This window comes from Marinomonas sp. TI.3.20, from assembly GCF_038155025.1.
GTDB lineage: Bacteria > Pseudomonadota > Gammaproteobacteria > Pseudomonadales > Marinomonadaceae > Marinomonas > Marinomonas flavescens.
In genome coordinates, this window is the sequence record NZ_JBAKAS010000023.1 from 1 (window position 1) to 18,967 (window position 18,967).

16 protein-coding genes and 1 rRNA gene are annotated in these 18,967 nt (G+C 45.9%); 8 read left to right on the forward strand and 9 right to left on the reverse strand.

Going from position 1 to position 18,967, the window contains the following annotated elements; all coding sequences use genetic code 11:
• Nucleotides 1-110: ribosomal RNA gene (rrf, locus tag V6259_RS17315) — 5S ribosomal RNA — on the forward strand; the annotation flags it as partial.
• 769 nt (nt 111-879) lie between these two features.
• Here the strand turns inward: rrf and V6259_RS17320 are convergent.
• Entirely contained in the window at nt 880-2,370 is a 1,491-nt protein-coding gene (locus V6259_RS17320; protein WP_133013093.1) for a hypothetical protein, read from the reverse strand.
• 145 nt (nt 2,371-2,515) lie between these two features.
• On the opposite strand from V6259_RS17320, the gene V6259_RS17325 reads away from it, so the two are divergent.
• The gene (locus V6259_RS17325; protein WP_341585591.1) at nt 2,516-3,535 is read left to right on the forward strand and encodes a phosphotransferase; all 1,020 of its coding nucleotides are present in this window, start codon (nt 2,516-2,518) and stop codon (nt 3,533-3,535) included.
• Between the two features lie 9 nt (nt 3,536-3,544).
• Here the strand turns inward: V6259_RS17325 and hrpB are convergent, their stop codons facing one another.
• Both hrpB and V6259_RS17335 read right to left on the reverse strand, forming a co-directional pair.
• Nucleotides 3,545-6,061 carry an ATP-dependent helicase HrpB gene (gene hrpB / locus V6259_RS17330; protein ID WP_341585592.1) on the reverse strand — a complete coding sequence of 839 codons (2,517 nt, stop codon included), beginning with the start codon at nt 6,059-6,061 and terminating at the stop codon, nt 3,545-3,547.
• Nucleotides 6,062-6,109: 48 nt separating this feature from the next.
• Complete coding sequence (locus V6259_RS17335; RefSeq protein WP_341585593.1) at nt 6,110-6,406, reverse strand: 2Fe-2S iron-sulfur cluster-binding protein; 297 nt, start codon at nt 6,404-6,406, stop codon at nt 6,110-6,112.
• A gap of 110 nt (nt 6,407-6,516) precedes the next feature.
• On the opposite strand from V6259_RS17335, the gene V6259_RS17340 reads away from it, so the two are divergent.
• The 4 genes from V6259_RS17340 to V6259_RS17355 all read left to right on the forward strand — a co-directional run bounded on the left by V6259_RS17340 (nt 6,517) and on the right by V6259_RS17355 (nt 9,313).
• A complete protein-coding gene (locus V6259_RS17340) occupies nt 6,517-7,404 on the forward strand; it encodes an AEC family transporter (RefSeq protein ID WP_341585594.1) in 888 nt (295 codons plus the stop codon).
• A 49-nt stretch (nt 7,405-7,453) separates the two neighbouring features.
• The gene (locus V6259_RS17345; RefSeq protein WP_341585595.1) at nt 7,454-7,999 is read left to right on the forward strand and encodes a mechanosensitive ion channel domain-containing protein; all 546 of its coding nucleotides are present in this window, start codon (nt 7,454-7,456) and stop codon (nt 7,997-7,999) included.
• Between the two features lie 89 nt (nt 8,000-8,088).
• A complete protein-coding gene (locus V6259_RS17350) occupies nt 8,089-8,364 on the forward strand; it encodes a hypothetical protein (protein ID WP_133013099.1) in 276 nt (91 codons plus the stop codon).
• Between the two features lie 118 nt (nt 8,365-8,482).
• Entirely contained in the window at nt 8,483-9,313 is an 831-nt protein-coding gene (locus V6259_RS17355) for an ion transporter (protein ID WP_341585596.1), read from the forward strand.
• Nucleotides 9,314-9,326: 13 nt separating this feature from the next.
• Here V6259_RS17355 and V6259_RS17360 read toward each other — a convergent pair whose 3' ends face one another.
• The 6 genes from V6259_RS17360 to V6259_RS17385 form a co-directional block, all read right to left on the reverse strand.
• Nucleotides 9,327-10,229 carry an EamA family transporter gene (locus V6259_RS17360; protein WP_341585597.1) on the reverse strand — a complete coding sequence of 301 codons (903 nt, stop codon included), beginning with the start codon at nt 10,227-10,229 and terminating at the stop codon, nt 9,327-9,329.
• A 179-nt stretch (nt 10,230-10,408) separates the two neighbouring features.
• Nucleotides 10,409-11,686: an O-acetylhomoserine aminocarboxypropyltransferase/cysteine synthase family protein gene (locus V6259_RS17365; protein WP_341585598.1), complete on the reverse strand. Its 1,278-nt coding sequence runs from the start codon at nt 11,684-11,686 to the stop codon at nt 10,409-10,411.
• Between the two features lie 225 nt (nt 11,687-11,911).
• Nucleotides 11,912-12,598 (reverse strand): hypothetical protein, encoded by a 687-nt coding sequence (locus tag V6259_RS17370; RefSeq protein ID WP_341585599.1) that lies wholly within the window; start codon nt 12,596-12,598, stop codon nt 11,912-11,914.
• A gap of 154 nt (nt 12,599-12,752) precedes the next feature.
• Entirely contained in the window at nt 12,753-12,887 is a 135-nt protein-coding gene (locus V6259_RS17375; protein WP_281272050.1) for a hypothetical protein, read from the reverse strand.
• A 1-nt stretch (nt 12,888) separates the two neighbouring features.
• Nucleotides 12,889-13,884: a cytochrome d ubiquinol oxidase subunit II gene (cydB, locus tag V6259_RS17380; protein WP_341585600.1), complete on the reverse strand. Its 996-nt coding sequence runs from the start codon at nt 13,882-13,884 to the stop codon at nt 12,889-12,891.
• Nucleotides 13,884-15,299 (reverse strand): cytochrome ubiquinol oxidase subunit I, encoded by a 1,416-nt coding sequence (locus V6259_RS17385; RefSeq protein ID WP_341585601.1) that lies wholly within the window; start codon nt 15,297-15,299, stop codon nt 13,884-13,886. The genes cydB and V6259_RS17385 overlap by 1 nt, the downstream gene beginning before the upstream one ends.
• Nucleotides 15,300-15,672: 373 nt before the next feature.
• On the opposite strand from V6259_RS17385, the gene V6259_RS17390 reads away from it, so the two are divergent.
• Both V6259_RS17390 and V6259_RS17395 read left to right on the forward strand, forming a co-directional pair.
• Complete coding sequence (locus V6259_RS17390) at nt 15,673-17,598, forward strand: sensor histidine kinase (protein ID WP_341585602.1); 1,926 nt, start codon at nt 15,673-15,675, stop codon at nt 17,596-17,598.
• Nucleotides 17,599-18,966, forward strand: a complete 1,368-nt coding sequence (locus V6259_RS17395; RefSeq protein WP_341585603.1) for a sigma-54-dependent transcriptional regulator — start codon at nt 17,599-17,601, stop codon at nt 18,964-18,966. It begins immediately after the preceding gene.
• The last annotated feature ends 1 nt before the right edge of the window (nt 18,967 follow it).

Sequence of the window (18,967 nt, forward strand, 5' to 3'; positions counted from 1 at the left end):
CGATCATAGAGACGTTGAACCACCTGATCCCATCCCGAACTCAGAAGTGAAAAGCGTCATCGCCGATGGTAGTGTGGGGGATCCCATGTGAGAGTAGGTCGTCGTCAAGCTTATAATTAAGAAAGCCCTGATAGCGAACGCTGTCAGGGCTTTTTTTTGTCTGAAATAAGTCGGGAAAAACACAGGGCTCGATCTAGCCCTCCCCCTGCCAAGGGGGAGCTGGAGGGGGTGTTTTTTGGGGCTTGTCGCTCTGAAAGCAGTGCTTATGTAGAGTATCGGACGTTTCTTGTTCTTCCATTTGCTTGCGCCTGTCTCGTACCTCGACGCGTCAGCACAAATGTAAAACAAGAACCTCTAACATCAAATACCTATAACAGATGAGCAGGGTCAGACCCCTTAAACAGTCTCATAGAGCCCAACCAACCTCATTACTTGCTGTTTAAGGGCTCTGACCCTCGTCGTAACCGCAGAGCTCGTTAGCGCCAAACGCTCTCGTGCTTAGTGCCAAGGTCGCTTCTTATCTTCCACTTGCTTGCGCCATCACTTTCTAAAGAACCGTTTCTCGATGCGTCAGCAGCTCTATAAAAAGATACGGCCTGCATCAAATGCTCAAAACCAAATACACAGTATTCAACTAACCGCATGATTCAATGTTTAACGGCTATGCCACTAAACTTGTTAGTAGAGTGAGTTTTGTGGGTTGTCTTGAGTGTAATTAGGTTGCTGATCGAGAGATTTCTATGCACAGGCGAGAATAGAGTTTTTCATTGTTAATAACTTGGGTGCTTATCCACTGATATTTGGGGTTATGAGGTAAAAAATGGCCTCACTTTTTGAAGTGAAGCCATTTCGTATAATTTCTAGTGTTTAACAGAGTACTTAAGATGGTTCTTGATGGACTAAATTCTCGTCGTCTTTTGCGTAAATACGTTGCATGTAGATACCGGCAATGGCGAGGAATACCCCTGTTACTGCACTAATGAAGGCAAGAGAAGCAAACCAAATTAAGGCGACTAAGCCAACTGTGGATTTAGGTACTTCAATGGCTTGTTCTTTGTCGCTGATATAGGCAGCGAGACGATAGATTTGATTAGAGTTTACTAAACGGTTGATGTCATGCTTGATAATGCTCTGTTGTTGCTGAATGCCATATATATCGTTATCAATAGCCTTTACTTCAACTTGTATTAGATCATATTGAGCAAGTTGTTTATCCTTTTCTTGTGCTGACCTTGTCGTGGTTGCGCTACGGTTTTGACCGGCAAGCTGTAGGACTCTTGCGTAGTTGTTTTGAAAAGAAGAGCGTTTATCTTCGATATCTTGTGTCTGATCTAAAATCTGGTTTTCTAGATACGCAATACGCTCTCGACCAAGGTCAATGCGTTTTTGATAGTCACGACCTAATACCTGTAGCTGATCTTGTAGCTGCTGTTCACTCTGAGTTTGCTTTGCAAGGGCGTCGTCGCCAATAGTTCGGTCAGACACGGTGTAAAGTCGGTCTTCTTTTTCAGAAATTAATTTTCGGTATTTATTTTCCACTTGAGAACGAGTGAAAAAGTTAGCGTCATCCATTTTTTGTTTCATTTCTGCTTTTAGCTGGTTTAGCTCTGTCTGTAGTTTTGCTTTATCTTCTTCTGAGCCGCTAACATAGCTATTGAGGAGTCCTCGCAAACGTTGTTGTAATACATCACGTTCTTTGTCCCAAGCACTATAAATACTTCTTTCTTTTTGATTTAAAACTGTAATTTCTTCTTGGTATTGCTGGATTGCTGAATTATCAGATCCCAATTTGGCTATCTGAGTATTAATATGAGAGCGTTCTCTTGCTAAAATATTGTAGTATGCGTCATTGGCTTTGCGGATATTAGATTGATAGTTTTCATCAACTTGTTCTGGATGAATAATATTAATATCTGCTTTCCTGCGATCTAGCACATCAATTTTATCCTGTAATAACAATGCTTCATTTTTCCTATCATCAATAATGATATTTAATCCGGAAAAGTTACGTTCGAAGCCATTCAACATTGTTTCAAAGGTTATGGTTGCAAGAAGGATAAGCCCGATAAAAAATAGAATCCTCCAAGAAAGGTGCTTTGCATACATCATAGCCGTTGCGACTGGTATCTTAGCGGCTTCAACAACGGCAACTAATACAAAAGGCAGGGCGGCAACTAGGATGCTGCTATAGTCACCAAAATTAAGTTCTCGATCTGTTTTGTTGAGTTCGGTATACACCGAGAAAGAGACGATGATAGAAATCAAAAAACCGATGCTTACTGCTAGAATTTCAACAACCCAGGCAAATTTGACCAGCCTTACACCGATGTTAAAAAGTTCTTTATTCGAAAGTTTGTTATGGGGTTCCATGCAAAATTATCCAGACAGACTAGGTTAAATGAAGACTGCTCTCTTCATTGTTTAAAAGCATTACACTACATAGTTACGTACAAATTAATGGCATTTTATCAGTTTATTGTCAGCAATTTGCATTTTATTTGCACAGAGAATACCAATGATTCCAGAAATATTCATTAAGAGACAGTTGAACGCAAACCAAGTTCAGTATTTGGCAAGGGTTCAGTCTTTGTGGAGCGGCTATGGAGAGATAGCAAAATACCAAGTGCAAATGGATAACGAGTCTAAAAGCGTCATTCTGAAGCAGATACACTTACCAGAAAATGTCACCCATGTACGCGGTTGGCATTCTGAATTTGCACATCAAAGAAAGGTTCGGTCGTATCATGTGGAAGCGGCTTGGTATCAGGGGTGGGCCGTTCGATGCTCTGATGAGAGTCGTGTTGCTGAGTGTTATGGCGTGTACTTAAATGAAGAAACGGGAGATCAATACCTGTTGTTGGAAGATTTAGACAGCGTAGGTCTTGCGGAGCGACATGCACGCTTATCGGTCGAGGACTGTTTGGTGTGCCTTAATTGGCTCGCAAACTTTCACGGTGAATTCTTGCGCCCCATGGAGCGACAAGGTGCTGCACTGTCAAGCTGGCCACAGGAACTGTGGCCGATTGGAACTTATTGGCACTTGGCTACGCGAAAAAGTGAATGGCAAGCAATGGCAGAAGGTCCATTGAAAACAGAGGCAAGTAGAATAAGTGAACGCTTACTAAAAGCGCAGTACCAGACTTTAGTTCATGGCGATGCTAAAGTTGCGAATTTCTGTTTCTCTGAGGATGGACGACAAGTTGCCGCAGTGGATTTTCAATATGTTGGCGCAGGAATTGGTGTGCAAGACGTCGCTTATTTTCTTGGTAGCGCATTGTCGGAAGAAGACTTAGCGGCGTCGTTACCCTACTTATTAGAGCATTACTTTGCCGAGTTAGGGCAAGCTATTGTGGCACGAGGGGAGTCGCAGTATCTGGCAACGGCAGTGATTGATGAATGGCAGTCGTTGTTTGCCACAGCCTGGGCGGACTTCCATCGCTTTCTTTTGGGGTGGAGTCCTGATCATGTGAAAAACACGGCTTTTAGTCGAGCTATTACTGATCAGGCCTTGGCAGAGTTAACAACATTAGAATGAAGGAGGAGGCTATTGGCCTAGTGCTCGCTTCGTTTTTGCGGTCGCTTGTGCGCTCATTGGGTCATCAGGCCACGGGTGTTTTGGGTATCGACCACGCATTTCTTTTTTTACTTCTGGATAAGCTTCGCGCCAAAAAAAAGGCAGATCTAAGGTAACAGCCAAAGGCCTTTGCGCTGGTGATAGCAGTTCTAATTTTAGGCTTTGTCCGAGCACCGCTGGAGATTGACTCATACCGAAAACTTCTTGCAGCTTCACACTTAACGTCGGCGGCTTATTGGTGTAATCGATTGCGTGGTTGTTACCAGAAGCAACTGATAGCCTTTCGGGCACCGCATCGGCGAGTCGTTTTTGTAGCGGCCAAGCAAGGCTGTCGAGCAATATCTGTTTGAGTGCAAGTTTGTTTAGTGTGGCCTGTGTGGTGACGTTGCCCAAATAAGGCCCCAACCAATCCGCTAAGTGAGAGAATAAACCATCATCACTCATATCTGGCCACGGATGTTGTTTGTCATGTTGCGCCGCAAACTGCAAACGTGCTTTAAACTGAAGGCTGTCTTTCTCCCAAGGTAATGCGTTCAACCCTGATTTGCGAATGTGTTCGAGCATGGCGTCTCGGACTTTTTCTGGGGCAAGTTGTTTGGTTTTTTTTCGTTGTATGCAGAGTTTACCAATCCAAGTTTGTTGCTCGCTGATCAAGCGTCCTTCTTGTTTCGACCACTCAAGATGGTCTCGAGTGAGAAACAGGTGAGGGAATGTCTTTTCAGCGGCTTGAATATCAAGCGGTTGTGAGAGAAAGATACGATCTGCTTCTTGGCCTTGATGGCCGCCAATATCGAGCGCTACAAGCCAATCTGATTGCGCGTTGGTATCGTGTTTGTCTAGTGTCGCGATACGACCATTTGCCAATTTGAAACGAACCTTATCGGCCTGTTGATCGAGACGCTTACCAATGCGATCTGCAAACGCGCCAGCCAGTAACAACCCCAACACAGAGCTTTCTTCTGCGCTGATTGATCGAGCCTCTAATGCTAATTTTTGACTGCGAGCTAACCATTGTTTAACAGAATGTTGGTAGACCGCTTTAGGGCGGCGGCTAGACATGATTATCTGGTGATTCAACCAATCTAGGCGGCTCTCGAAATCACTTGAGTGTTGCGAGAAAGGGTCACCTTCGGATAAAAGCGCGCAGGCTTGGCACGCTAATTCACTGTGTTGCCATTGCTTCCCTAAAATAAGCAATTGCGCCAAACGTGGGTCTAAACCGAGTTGGGCCATATTTTGACCATGATCGGTCAGCTCAAAGGTGTCAGTATTTAGGGCATCTAATGAGCGCAACAAGTCTACTGATTGCTGCCAATGGCTCTCTGGCGGTGGCGTTACCCAGTCTAGCTCCAAGCGGTTTTGTGCTCCCCATTTGGCGACTTCTAACGTCAGTGGGCTCAGGTCTACGCATTCTATTTGAGGTTGTGCCTGTGGTGCCAAACGGGACTGTTGTTCTTCGCTCCACCACCGCAAACAGATTCCCGCTTCGGTTCGCCCCGCACGGCCCATACGTTGCGTGGTTTCTGCTTGCGTCGCACGACGCGTGTGTAGGCGGGTGGTGGCGGTATTGGCATCAAAGCGAGCTTCTCGGCTCAAACCACTGTCGATCACAATGCGAATACCATCAATGGTTAAGCTCGTTTGAGCGATGGCGGTGGCTAAGACGATTTTCCGTTCTGGAGCCATCGCTGGCTGGATGACAGCTTCTTGTTCTTTTAGGCTTAACTCTCCATAGAGCGGACGAATTTTAGCCTCGGGGTCGTTGCCTAATCGCTGCTGTAATTGAGTGGCTGCTTGGCGGATCTCTTTCTGCCCCGGTAGAAAGACCAACAAGCTGCCAGTGTGTTCGCGATAGGCTTGATAGGTCAGGCGAACGACTTCGTCCACTACCTCGGCGGTTTTTAAGGATTTATTGCTATAGAGTGTGTCGATTGGAAAGCCGCGGCCGTGGCTGGTCAGAGTAGGGCAGCCCAGACGAGACTCTAATAATGCGGTGTCTAGCGTGGCGGACATGACTAATAGCTTGAGTGGGTCCTCGTCACGGTAGAGTTCACGGGCTTGCAAGCACAGTGCAAACGCCAAATCAGAATGTAGGTTTCGCTCGTGAAACTCATCAAAAATTACCAGAGCGACATTGTCTAAGCTAGGGTCGTCTTGCAGCATACGAGTCAGCACGCCTTCGGTAACGACCAATACTTGTGTCTCGTTGCTTTCTTTTCCTTCATGACGGATACGATAGCCGATGCGCTTGCCCAATGGCTCTTGTAATGAGTCGGTGAGGCGCTTTGCAGCGGTTTTGGCGGCCAAACGACGAGGCTCTAACATCAGGATCTTGCGACCCTTACGCCATGCTTCATTCATTAATTCCAGTGGCACTACCGTGGTTTTACCTGCGCCGGGTGCCGCTTCAAGAATGGCCTCATGGGCGTTATTCAGCTGGGCTTTTAAGGCAGGAATTAAATCGTAAATTGGCAATGAAGGGGACATAGCATAGCTCGTAAAATGACTCCTCTCATGATACTTGTTTTTGACTTGTTATCGAACCTTCACTTTGGGCTCAGCGATGGTTATGTCGGACTGACAACGTGCGATACAGGGTAAAAAGTAGCCATTGGCTAATTCTTTTTGATTTAAGCCTCTTGGCTGTTGTGGCCCATAGTCGATCTTGCCATCGAGCAATGGCGTTAGACAAACACCGCAGACACCATTAGTACAGGCGTGTTTAATCGGGATATTGTGCCTTATTAACGTCTGCAAAACCGTCTCGTCCTGTGTCGTCGATAGGCTCTGCTTTTCATCAGAGAAGGCAAGGTGAATGTGATTATTGTTCATATTAATATCAGTATTAGGTGGCGAATTCTTAAGCTTAGCATCTTCGTAAAATATTGGTGTTTTTCTGTAACAAAGGTAAGCTAGAGTCCTTTTTAATCTAGAGTTGGCATATGGATACGTCAGAATTATTCTTACAGATTCTTAATACTGTTTTTCCGCTGGTGAGTATTGTTCTGGTTGGTTTTTTATACGCTCGTATTCGCCCTACCGATATGACGGTAGCAAACCGAATCAATATGAGTGTATTTATTCCGGCGTTGATTTTCTCGGTAATGGCGACAAAAGAATTCCATATTGCACAATATCAAGGTCTTATCATTGCGGCCGCCGTAGTAGTGCTCGGGTCGGGGTTATTAGTATGGCCGCTATGCCGTTTACTTGGCGTATCAGCGAAAACCCTAGTTCCACCTATGATGTTTAATAACAGCGGAAACTTAGGCATTCCATTATTGGTCTTAGCCTTTGGTGAAAAAGCTTTACCGATTGCCGTGGTATTATTTTTAACTGAGAATTTACTGCATTTTACCGTCGGCATGTATTTGTTGGACTCTAAAACGAAGCTTAGAAATATTTTAAAAATGCCCATGATCATCGCCACTATTCTGGGTTTAATTTGGAGTTTACAAGGCTGGACGCCGGTGCCTGCCATTGGTGTATCGGTAGATATGCTTGGTCAAATTTCCATACCTCTGATGTTGTTTGCACTGGGTGTGCGCATGACAGAAGTAGATTTAAGTCATTGGAAACTAGGGGTGATCAGTGGCTTCTTATGTCCTTTGAGTGGCATTATTATTGCCATTATCTGGCAGTTAACCGTTGGACTTTCTGCCGAAAACTTTATCTATTTATTGATATTCGCTTGTTTGCCGCCAGCGGTGTTGAATTACATGGTCGCTGAGGTTTTTCAGCAAGAACCTCATAAAGTGGCTTCAATAGTACTGATTGGCAATTTAATGAGTTTGGCCATTGTGCCCGGTGTTTTGTTTTACGTGCTATAAAATAAGATGCATAGACGAGAAAAATGATAAATAACATTAAGAGAAAAAAATGATATTACAGATTGGATTGGTTGTATTACTCATCGTTGGTTTTGTTATTGTTAACCGTATTATAAAAGATAGCATTGCCTTGTTTGGTCAGAGAAAGGCGGTCAGCGATATTCGCGTTAGCTATGTCACCAAGATGCTACAACTGGGTCTTATTGCTATTTGTGTGCTGCTTGCGTGTTTAATCATGGGAGTGGGCTACGGACAATTTGAAGTTTTCTTTTCTTCTGTATTTGCGGTGGTGGGCATTGCGTTGTTTGCCCAATGGTCGATTCTCAGCAACATTACCGCGAGCCTGATTATTTTCTTCGGCTTTCCTTATCATGTCGGTGATTGGGTGAAGGTAGTGGATAAAGACGAGGAGATTTTAGGCCAGATTGTTGATATATCGAGCTTTCATGTAATCATAAAACGTTTATCTGGGGATGTGGTTACTTATCCGAATAGTTTGATTTTGCAAAAGCCAGTTATTCGCTTTATTGATGAAAAAGCCGCTCGCAATATGAGTAAGTTAATGGATCAATTAGAAGAAAAGAAAGGCGTTTAAAATCGAACAAAAAACAATCAATAATTTTAGCTGCTTAGCATTTTGTGTCATAATCACTCTCTCTCGACCTTCAGAATAGAGAGTGTGCTATGCAGTCTGACCCGAAAGCGTTATTAAAGAAAAACAATGAGCTGATTCAATCGGATGTGCTCAAAGTCAAATCACATGTCCAGCGTGCCCAAGACGATTGGATTCTGCATACCTTAATGATCGAAGGCTACGACGTTCCTTTTCGTTTCAAACGCCAAGGCAAATATCGCACATTGCGTGGCGCTCGTGTCAATCTAACCTATTATCCAAGCCAAGAAATGGTTGCCGGTATTCCTATCGAAATCATGAAAGTAGTTCGCATAAAACGGACTTAATTATTTCTCTGATGACCTGTAATAAAAACGATTATTTTCGGTTGGTATGATGAACTAAGCAACGACTTGACGGTCTTTCATGTTGGGTTCTTGTGAGTTTATTTAGGCAGAAAATTTAATGGAAATGAGTCGTTCAGGAAATGCCTTCGCACTGATAAAACGTGTTGAAAAAAGCGTTTGGTTTCAGGGTTTTATTATCAGCATCATTATTATTGCTGCGCTGACGGTAGGAGCGAAAACCTACTCTTTACCCTCCGGTGTCGAGCTGGCGATTAATTACCTAGATACCTTTATCACCGCCTTCTTTTTAGTCGAAGTGAGCTTGCGCTTTTTTGCGTGTGAAGATAAGTGGCGCTTTTTCAAAGACCCTTGGAATATCTTCGATACCATCATTGTTGTCGGTAGTTTGATTCCTATGTCCGAGACCGACATGGTGCTTGTGGCGCGCTTGCTTAGGGTCTTCCGCGTTCTGCGTTTGGTTTCTATTATCCCTGATCTGCGTTTTTTGATTAACGCCTTGATCAAAGCCATTCCTAAAATGGGCTACATTGCCCTGTTGATGTTTATTATCTTCTATATTTTTGCGGCAGTAGGCTCGATCTTCTTTGAGGATATAAACGAAACATTATGGGGTGACATCGCCATTTCCATGCTGACGTTGTTTCGCGTTGCGACGTTCGAAGATTGGACAGACGTCATGTACGAGACAATGGCGGTGTATCCGTTGAGCTGGATCTTCTACGTGGTGTTTATCTTTTTGACGGCGTTTGTCTTCTTGAACATGATGGTGGGTGTGGTGCTGGATGTGATGACAAGAGAAACGGCCGAAAAAGAACACGATGCTCAAGAAAATAACCATCAAGCCTTGGTGACTCAGATCAGCGAACTGCAGCAGCAAGTTGCGCGCCTAGCTGACAAGATAGACGCGCAACACAAAGAAAAAGACTGATTCAGAGTGGCGTTTAAACGATGTTTTGCTTACTGGTTCTACGTGCCAGTAAGCGTCCACCTAAGGTGTTTAGCACCAGCCCTAACAAGACGAGTAGAATGCCGACCCATTGCAGCGGGCTGACATATTCTGAGAGTAAAATCGCCGCCGTGGTGAGGCCAACGACAGGTACGCCGAGTGTTAGCGGTGCAATGGTAGCCGCAGGGTAGCGCGACATCAGATAGCTCCACAATCCATAACCAGCCACAGTGGCAAACATGGATAAGTAAGCGAGGGTGGCTATGGTGCCCCAGCTGATGGCGTACAGACTTTGTAGCATGACATCTGGCCCATCGATAAACCAAGAAGCAACAAAGAAAGGCAGAGGAGGTATCCAGCAACTCCAAATCACCAAATTAACGTTGGCGTGATAGCCTTTTTTACTGATGACCTTGGTGCTGATATTACCGAGTGCCCAGCAAGTAGCGGCCACCAAGGTTAAGCCAAAGCCAATCAGGGTCATACTGGAGTTATCATTCTCAAGAGCAATGGTGGCTAATCCACCGGCGGCAATGGCGATGGCAATAAGCTGATAAGGGCGAACTCCCTCTTTTAAGAACACAACTGCAAATAATAGGGTAAAAATTGCCTGAGATTGCAAAACAAGAGAGGCTAATCCCGCTGGCATTCCGAATTGCATCGCACTAAACAAAAAGGCAAATTGGCCAAAGCTGATAGGTAGGGCATATAAAAACCACCATTTAATCGGGGTTTTTGGACGCTTGAAAAACAGTGAGCCAATGACCGCCACCATTAAGAAGCGCAAACCGCCCAACATCATGGGTGGTAGAGCATCTAACCCCCAACGAATGACAACGAAATTCAGCCCCCATGCAATAATAATGGCGAGCGCGATCAACATATCCCTACGGGTCATTTCATATTCCTTGACGTTAAGGTGGCTAGATTGGTTAGCTTACGTTGTTTACCGACAAGCGCCAATGTGCAGATGAGCAAAGAATCAAAGATACAGGCGAGATGATAAACAGAAAAAAGGGCTACTTATCAGTAAGCCCTTGTATTCATTGTTATATTCTCTGATCACATCGAACGAAATTAAACTGTGACCGCATCCAACGCTTGGCTGATATCGGCAATAATGTCTTCAATGTTTTCAATACCAACCGAGATGCGAATTAGGTCGGTGCTGACACCGGCTTTGGCTAACTCTTCTTCATTTAATTGGCGGTGTGTTGTCGTGGCTGGATGACACGCAAGGGATTTTGCATCGCCAATGTTGACTAAGCGCAACACCATTTTTAAGGCATCGATGAACTGTGTGCCTGCGACTAAACCACCTTTTACGCCGAAGCTTAATACGCCAGAGGCTTTACCGCTGGTGATACGCTGGCTTAGGGCATTGTATGGGCTGTCTGGAAGCGCGGCGTAATTGACCCAGTTTACCTTCTCGTGACTCTGTAAGTAGGCGGCTAATTTTTCAGCATTAGAGCAATGACGCTCCATACGTAAACCCAATGTTTCTAAACCTTGCATGATTAAGAAGGCGCTGTGTGGAGACAGAGCCGAGCCGGTGTTACGCAGTGGTACCACTCGACAACGACCTATGTATGCCGCGGCACCTAATGCTTCGGTGTAAACCACGTTGTGGTATGAAGGATCTGGCTCGTTCATCATTGGGAAGCGTTTTTTGTTGGCGACCCAATCGAATTTACCAGAGTCGACAATCATGCCGCCGACGGTAGTACCGTGACCTGCAATGTATTTGGTTAGGGAATGCACCACAATGTGAGCGCCTAACTCGAAAGGACGACACAAAAATGGCGTCGCCACTGTGTTATCCACAATCAGTGGAATGCCGTGTTTGTTGGCGATGGCTGCCAGCGCTTCGATGTCGACAATATTGCCCGCTGGGTTGCCAATGGACTCACAAAAGATAGCGCGAGTATTTTCGTCAATAGCGGCTTCAAAACCTGCAAAGTCGTCTGCAGAAATCATGCGTGCTTCAATACCGCGACGCGGGAAGCTATGGGCAAATAAATTATAAGTGCCGCCGTAAAGCTGACTGGTGCTAATGATGTTAGAGCCTACTTCACAAATACACTCAATCGCATAGGTAATCGCTGACATACCGGAAGCGACCGCCAAACCTGCAATGCCACCTTCCATCGCCGATACGCGCTGTTCTAATACATCGGTGGTTGGATTCATGATGCGGGTGTAAATGTTGCCCGCTACTTTTAGGTCAAAAAGATCTGCCCCATGCTGTGTATCGTCAAAGGTGTAAGACGTTGTCTGGTAAATGGGAACAGCGGCGGCTTTGGTGGTTTCTTCAGAGGTATAACCATGATGAAGCGCAAGAGATTCTAATTTCATTGTAAGCAATCCTAGTCTTATTATTGAGGGGATCTAACGACACCATATTAACGCGCGATGGTGGTGAGGAAAAACAAATATTGCTCATGGTACGTGGCCTTCTATTCAAATGAGAGTATTCAAACGAAGCATGTAAACAAGAGCGCATAGAGGGGAGCAATGCCGACAGCGAGCGTCACAAAAGCGGCTTAGCAGTATGACTAGCATTGCTCACAGGGAAAGTGGTTAGCTTTGAGGTCGAAGCGCCGCGTCAAAGGACTCGTAATTCTCCAAAACGCCAAACCAAAAAGAGGAACTGATCATCTTAAATTGGCGTTCAAGCGGCTCGCTAGCAAGTGTTTCTATTTGCCAAAGAATGCCAGAAGCTTGTGGAAAATCATCGCCATTGAGTTGTTCTTCATAAAGGCGTTGCATTAAGCCATTTTCATCCAGTCCGCATGACAATAAACGCACCAAGTTGGCGGCGAGATCGCTATCAAGCTGTTCAAGGTCGACGGCATTTTTAGCATGGACAGTGATGGTGAAATCGACACCAGTCGGTTGTGCAAAGGTGCCATTAAACGCGCTACGTAGTAAGCCATAGGCATTAAAAAAGCGCTCATGGAATTGGCAGTCTGAGTATTCTTCCCACAATCTATCATCGGCCATTTCATGGCTCAGCTGATCGATTTTACCGGCGGTTAAATCGTCAGAAAAAAGTGACGTTAACACAACATTGGCCGCGTCGGCGTGAGGTAAATCGCTTAAAGACATAAGACACATGTCTTTAAGATCGGCATCGGTTAACTCTTCTAAGCCATCGTCCAATTCCATTAGCGTCATAAGTGTGAGGTATTGTGAACGACTCCAAGCATTGGGAATGGCTGAAATTTTGTGAAATGAATTTAGTTCAATAGAGAATTTTGCAGACATGAGTGCCTCCAATAAAAAAGCCGCAGAAACGTGACTTTGTAGTAGCCAAGCTAAACCGTATTGACCTTTTATACAAGAAAGCTGAGCAAAAATGGGGAAAAAGGCGATGAAAAAAGCGGCCCGAAAGCCGCTTTATTATTGATGCTCTATAACGTTAAATAAACAGCAGTACCGCTAAGTTCATTACTCTTGAAATAAGCAAAAGACCGATAAAACCAACGAGGTAGAGCAGGCAGAACCATTGCCAAGGTTTGAGTTTATCGGCTTTGGCTTTGAGTGTTTTCCACATATTAGTAACCCTCCTGATAATCTTCGACTTTGCCGGCAAAAACTCGGTATCCCCATAGCGTATAAATGCAGATAACAGGGATAAAAATACACACACCAGGTAATAAGAACAGCAAGCTGGTGGTCGGCGATGCGGCTTCCCATAAGGTTAATTGACGTGGGATCAAGTAAGGGAACACGCTGACGACTAAGCCGGCTAAACCTAATAAGAAAAGCAAAACGCCACACCAAAATGGACGCGACTCGTGACGGTGGCTGTGCAGATCTTTCCAAGACACAATCGCCGCAATCAGACACAAGATAGGCAAGGGCGCTAAGTACAAGAAGTGACTGCCTGAGAACCAGCGTAACTTGATGTCTGGCTGAGTTAACACTGTCCATATACTGACGACGGCCATTGCAATCATCACGAGAACCAACAAGACTTTTGCTAGCTTCGCTGCGTGAGCTTGAATCACACCACGAGATTTCATAAACAAGTAACACGCCCCTAACATGGCATAGCCAGCCATCACCGCAAAACCGGTAAAGATGGTAAAAGGTGTGATCCAGTGCAAGCTAGAAATTGCCTCACTGCCAACCGGAATCCCTTGTACAACCGTGCCCAACACCAAGCCTTGGCAGAATGCTGCGACGGCAGAGCCTGCGCTGAACGCAAAGTCCCAGTAAGGACGTGAGCGATCAGACTTAAAACGGTATTCAAAAGCAACGCCGCGGAAGATCAAGGAAAACAGCATCAGCATTAGGGGAATGTATAAAATAGACAACAATCCCGCATACGCAGCAGGGAAGATGCCGTACAACAGAGCACCGCCCATGACGAGCCAAGTTTCATTACCATCCCAAACATGTGAAATAGACAGCATCAAATGATCGCGCTCCCCGGGTTTGTCAAACCAGGGGTATAAAATGCCAATGCCTAAATCAAAGCCATCAAGGCAGACATACATGAAGATGCAGAATCCCAGTACTAAGAAATAAAATAAAGGTAAATCCATTACTTCTCTCCCTCGTGATCTTCATGTTTCAAGTTTTTCACCCATGCCAAGGCATAGCCAGGCGCGTTCATACCGATAAGGTGTTTTTCCAATGTGGCCATTTTAGGCGGCCCTTTGCGAATCAATTTGCGCATAAAGTAGAGATACACAAGCGACAGTAGGAAGTAGATCACCACAAACATGGTCAACGAAAACAGCACACGTTCTGAAGGCAACGGTGACACCACATCTGAAGTGCGAACCAAATTGTAAATAACCCAAGGTTGGCGACCTGTTTCCGCAACATACCAACCGGCAAGCGTTGCGACCACACCCATAGGTGTAAAGAAAGTCACCGCACGTAAGAACCATTTATTCTCATACAATCTGCCTTTGCGGCGTAAGACCAAGGCGGCCAGAGCGATGGCGACCATCCCCATCCCCAGTCCTACCATCACGCGGAACGACCAAAATACCAAGGGCACATAAGGACGATCTTCTTTTGGAAAGGCTTTTAAACCGGTAACCGAGCCGTCCAGTGTGTGAGTCAGTATTAGGCTGCCAAGATTCGGAATACCCAGTTGGTAATCGTTTTCTTCGGTTTGCATGTTTGGCATTGCGAATAGCAGTAGTGGCACTTCGCTTTCTTGCGCTTCCCAGATACCTTCCATCGCCGCTAATTTCGCTGGTTGATGCTCTTTTACTTCTAGGCCAGATTCATCGCCGACTTTGACTTGTAAAATAGTCAGCACCAACAACAACCACATGGTCATGGAAAGCCCTTTTTTAGAGAAGTTCACATGACGCTTTTTCAATAAGTAGAACGCACTAACACCAGCGACCAATAACGACGCGGAGATCAGCGAAGCCAGTAACATGTGTGTCAGACGAATAGGGAAAGAGGGGTTAAAGATCACCTGCATCCAACTTTCTACATGGAAAACGCCATCGATAATTTTATAGCCCTGCGGCGTTTGCATCCATGAGTTAGCCGCCATGATCCAAGTCGATGAAATCCAAGTGCCAATCGCCACAACCAGTGTTGAAATAAAATGGACTTTTCGACCGACTCGTTGCCAACCAAACAACATGACACCCAAGAAGCCAGCTTCAAGAAAGAAGGCTGTCAGTACTTCGTACGCCAGTAATGGCCCAAGCACGGGTCCCGCGATTTCAGAGAATTTGGAAAAGTTAGTACCAAACTCGTAAGACATGACGATGCCACCGACCACACCCATACCAAAGGTAATAGCAAAGGGTTTGATCCAAAATTTAGCCAGCTGCAAATAACGTGGGTCATCTGTTTTCAGCCAGAGCGCTTCCCAAAGGGCAATCAAGGTTGCTAAACCAATCGTGATGGTTGGGAAAATAATATGAAAGCTGACGGTAAAAGCGAATTGAATACGCGATAGCATCGCCGAGTCAAAATGTTCCATAGTGATACCTAAGTAAAGCAAAAGACGAAATGGAATAGGGCCAATATATCGCGCGCTATTCCTAGCCTAAGAGTGTTCTAAATCAAGACTTCTTGAGAAACAGCTGCTTAATGGCAAGTGGAGAGATGGCTAGGCAAAAGATGCTGGCTAGCGTCATGATTTCAGTCATAAAAGAAGCAGTATTCATGGTAAGTACCTTGTTAGTTGCATGGGTATTGATGTAAATCAATTTATCTATTGCTAAGCAAAACAGAGGCCAGCTTTTAAAATATTCTATCCTATTGATTTTTAAGAGATTAAAATTAATTTTTGTATTGAGTGTAAACAAGGTTTACGATTACATCATTATTTTGGTGTAAACGAGGTTTACAGTTTGACGATTTCTCTGATGTTCGAAGTGTCTATGCTGATTTCCAGCGTATGTGGCTTACTGGTGGCGGCATGGTTGCTTTGGCGTGCGCAAAATCAAGGCGAGCTACAGGCATTGGCTGGTTTTGCCATCATGATGGCGATCTGGTGTTTTGGTCATGTGGCGCTTTTTCAGGGGTATGAGCAAGTGGGTGTCCACATCATTTTGGCGAACCCTTTAATGCCGACTTTTTTCCTCCATTTTGCAATCCGGTTTGTCTACTCTGGCTCGGCAAAAGACGTCTGGCTGAGGCGCTTGGCTAAAAACCTGCCTTGGTTCTATTTAACCAGTATCGCGGTGGTACTCCAGAGCTGGTGGGTGGATGCTGGTGCGGCGAGCCAAACATTTGATACGCGTTCTTTCTTTGTGTTTACCGATGCTGGTGCGTGTAATCTGGTGTATACCATCTTGATGGGCATGCTCGCCCACGGGGTATTGTTGTTTGGTTGGTATCGTCATACGGGCAACAAAAAACGCTCTATTTTGGCGATGTTTGGCGTCGGTGCATGGGGGTTATTACTGGCCACCAGTTTTGTGTTTCCTTCCTTTGGTATCAGCTGGTTTCCTTATCCGATGCTGTTATTGCCCACTTATCTTCTGTTGTTGGTGTACGCCGTCGTGCGCTATCAGATCTTGTCGGTGAATGCGTTCGCCAATCGCGCTCTGCTTTGGCTGGCGATGATGCTGGTGATCTTGTGTTTGATTTCTGTGATCAGTGTGGTTTCAGGGCGAGTGGGATTGCAGGCATTGGCGAACGTGCCCAGTTGGCAGTTATGGCTCTATTCGCTGCTTACCTTGGTGGTGTCAGCGTTAATCTACCAACCGCTTAATCGGCTTATTTCGCGCCTTATTTACCCCGGAGCAGTATTAAACGAACAGGTATTAGATACTTGGTCGACACAGTTAAAAGAAGCCCATGACTGGGCCAGTTTGATTTCTGTTGGTGAACACCTACTCTCTTCACAGATACGACAAAACATACGTATAGATGTTCAACATCATCATAAAGACAACTTGAAAGAAGAGCGTGCCTTGGCACTTATTGTGAACCGTACTGATCAAGGTTGGCATTCTGTTTTGGTTGGCTGGAACGATGCCAGCCCGGGAATGCGCCTAACCGCTGAAGTATTCGGCTCCTTGTTTTCCACCAGTTGTGGTTTGTTAGAGCGTTCATTGGCGCTTGCCGTCGCTGAGCGCAAACGCTTAGACGAACAGCATCTGGTTGAATTGGGCAGTTTGTCGGCGGCAGTCGCTCACGAGTTACGTAACCCATTGAATATCATTTCGATGGCGGCTTACGATGCTCCTGTTGAAACACGTCAGCACATTCAAACCCAGCTCAAGCGAGCGGATCGCTTGGTGAGCGATATGTTGGTGTATTCTGGCGGATTGGCTCTGCACAAAACCAAGGTGCCTTTGCATGCGCTGGTGGCGAGTATTGTGGCGCAATCACACCTTGGCGAGATCGAGTGCCAGTTGGACATAGACGACGCCATTGAGCTGCCAGCAGATTACCAAAGAGTGCAGCAGGTGTTTATTAACCTGATTGATAATGCGGTGGCATTTTTACGCAATCAAGCGGGTGGAAAATTGGCCATTCAGGCGCGAGTCAGTGCCGATTCCGTGGTGATTCAGGTGCATAATAATGGCCCTAAAATAGACGAAGCATTAACCGGTGAGGTTTTGTTTCAGCCGTTTGTGACGAAACGAGCGGGTGGTAGCGGCCTTGGTCTTGCCATTGTGCGACGTATATTAGATGCCCATCAAGGGCGGATTTTTCACCGCAGTGACGCCGGTTGGCCAGTGACCTTTGAGCTCTCTTTCCCTTTACCTCAGTCGACTTCTGACGACGCAACAGTATCTGGCACCGCGCCAGTGATAGGCCATTAAATGACGCAAAATAAAATTCTATTAGTCGACGACGAACCCGCCTTTCGTGAGTTAGCGAGCCGCTGGCTAGCGGGCCAAGATTATCAAGTAAGAACCGCAGGCAGCCTAGAAGAAGCGCGTCAGGCGATGGTTGAATTTGACGCCGATTTAGTGCTGCTTGATTTGTCGATGCCACCGCATTTCGACCCACAAGTTACGCTGGAATCCATGGCAGAATTTGAGGGGCGTCCGGTGATTATTATTACCGGGCATGCAGATCGAGATTTGGCGCTAAAAGCGGTGTCGTTAGGCGCATGGGATTTTATCGCCAAACCCATCGATCCAGAAATGCTGGCGGTGGTGGTGCGCCGCGCGATCGCCAAAACCACCTTAGAGCGCGAGCTTAATCAGCTTAAAAAAGCCAGCCAGCCTAGCCAAGGTGCCGCCGCTTATATTGGTCATTCCTCAAGCGCGCAAAAAGTCCGCGCCTTGATCGAGCGAATTGCCCCGACCGATGTAAGAGTGCTGGTCACTGGGCCATCAGGCACAGGGAAAGAAGTCATCTCGCGAACGCTGCATGAGCTGAGTCATCGCGCACGAGAAGCGTTTATTTCAGTCCATTGCGGCGCGATTCCAGACGAACTGCTGGAAAGCGAACTGTTTGGCTATGTAAAAGGCGCGTTTACTGGGGCAGAGAAAGACAAAGAAGGCTTATTAAGCTTGGCCAATGGTGGCACGTTATTCTTGGACGAAATCGGCGAAATGCCACTGACCATGCAGGTAAAAATGCTACGCGTGCTACAAGAAGGCACCTTCTTTCCTGTCGGCGGACGTGAGCAAAAACACATTGATGTGCGCGTTATCTCGGCGACCAACGCCGACCTTGTGGAAAAAGTACGCGATGGCAGCTTCCGCGAAGACTTGTATTACCGAATCAAGGGCGTCAACATCGAAACCCAGTCCCTCGCCGAACGTCTAGAAGACGTGCCAGTCTTACTGCAAGCCTTCCTTGCCAATCTTAGAGAGAAGCAAGACAAAACCCTGCAGTTAAGCACAGAAGCCATGCAATGGTTCCGCCAACAATATTGGCCAGGCAACGTACGAGAGCTGAAAAATTCCTTAGAAAGCGTTGCCTCGATTTGCCCAGAAGGGCACATCACCATGGACGATATCCACCTGTTATACCCCTCAAACGAGGTACCGCGAGTTCCAACGCAAATGCTAGAACCCGACAGTGATGCCACATTAGATGAACAAGTACGAGCGCTGGAAATACGCCTGATTAAAAAAGCACTCACCACAACCCAAGACAACCGCACCCAAGCCGCGAAACAACTCGGCTTATCACGGCAAGGCTTGATTAAGAAAATAGAACGATATGGGTTGTGAG

Excerpts from the sequence above, each read along its gene's own strand:
- V6259_RS17375 (WP_281272050.1), bottom strand. The coding sequence starts at position 12,887 with ATGTGGAAAACACTCAAAGCCAAAGCCGATAAACTCAAACCTTGGCAA.
- V6259_RS17350 (WP_133013099.1), top strand. The coding sequence starts at position 8,089 with ATGCAGTCTGACCCGAAAGCGTTATTAAAGAAAAACAATGAGCTGATT.
- hrpB (WP_341585592.1), bottom strand. The coding sequence starts at position 6,061 with ATGTCCCCTTCATTGCCAATTTACGATTTAATTCCTGCCTTAAAAGCC.
- V6259_RS17360 (WP_341585597.1), bottom strand. The coding sequence starts at position 10,229 with ATGACCCGTAGGGATATGTTGATCGCGCTCGCCATTATTATTGCATGG.
- V6259_RS17340 (WP_341585594.1), top strand. The coding sequence starts at position 6,517 with ATGGATACGTCAGAATTATTCTTACAGATTCTTAATACTGTTTTTCCG.
- cydB (WP_341585600.1), bottom strand. The coding sequence starts at position 13,884 with ATGGATTTACCTTTATTTTATTTCTTAGTACTGGGATTCTGCATCTTC.
- V6259_RS17335 (WP_341585593.1), bottom strand. The coding sequence starts at position 6,406 with ATGAACAATAATCACATTCACCTTGCCTTCTCTGATGAAAAGCAGAGC.
- V6259_RS17325 (WP_341585591.1), top strand. The coding sequence starts at position 2,516 with ATGATTCCAGAAATATTCATTAAGAGACAGTTGAACGCAAACCAAGTT.
- V6259_RS17355 (WP_341585596.1), top strand. The coding sequence starts at position 8,483 with ATGGAAATGAGTCGTTCAGGAAATGCCTTCGCACTGATAAAACGTGTT.
- V6259_RS17365 (WP_341585598.1), bottom strand. The coding sequence starts at position 11,686 with ATGAAATTAGAATCTCTTGCGCTTCATCATGGTTATACCTCTGAAGAA.
- V6259_RS17370 (WP_341585599.1), bottom strand. The coding sequence starts at position 12,598 with ATGTCTGCAAAATTCTCTATTGAACTAAATTCATTTCACAAAATTTCA.
- V6259_RS17385 (WP_341585601.1), bottom strand. The coding sequence starts at position 15,299 with ATGGAACATTTTGACTCGGCGATGCTATCGCGTATTCAATTCGCTTTT.
- V6259_RS17320 (WP_133013093.1), bottom strand. The coding sequence starts at position 2,370 with ATGGAACCCCATAACAAACTTTCGAATAAAGAACTTTTTAACATCGGT.
- V6259_RS17395 (WP_341585603.1), top strand. The coding sequence starts at position 17,599 with ATGACGCAAAATAAAATTCTATTAGTCGACGACGAACCCGCCTTTCGT.
- V6259_RS17345 (WP_341585595.1), top strand. The coding sequence starts at position 7,454 with ATGATATTACAGATTGGATTGGTTGTATTACTCATCGTTGGTTTTGTT.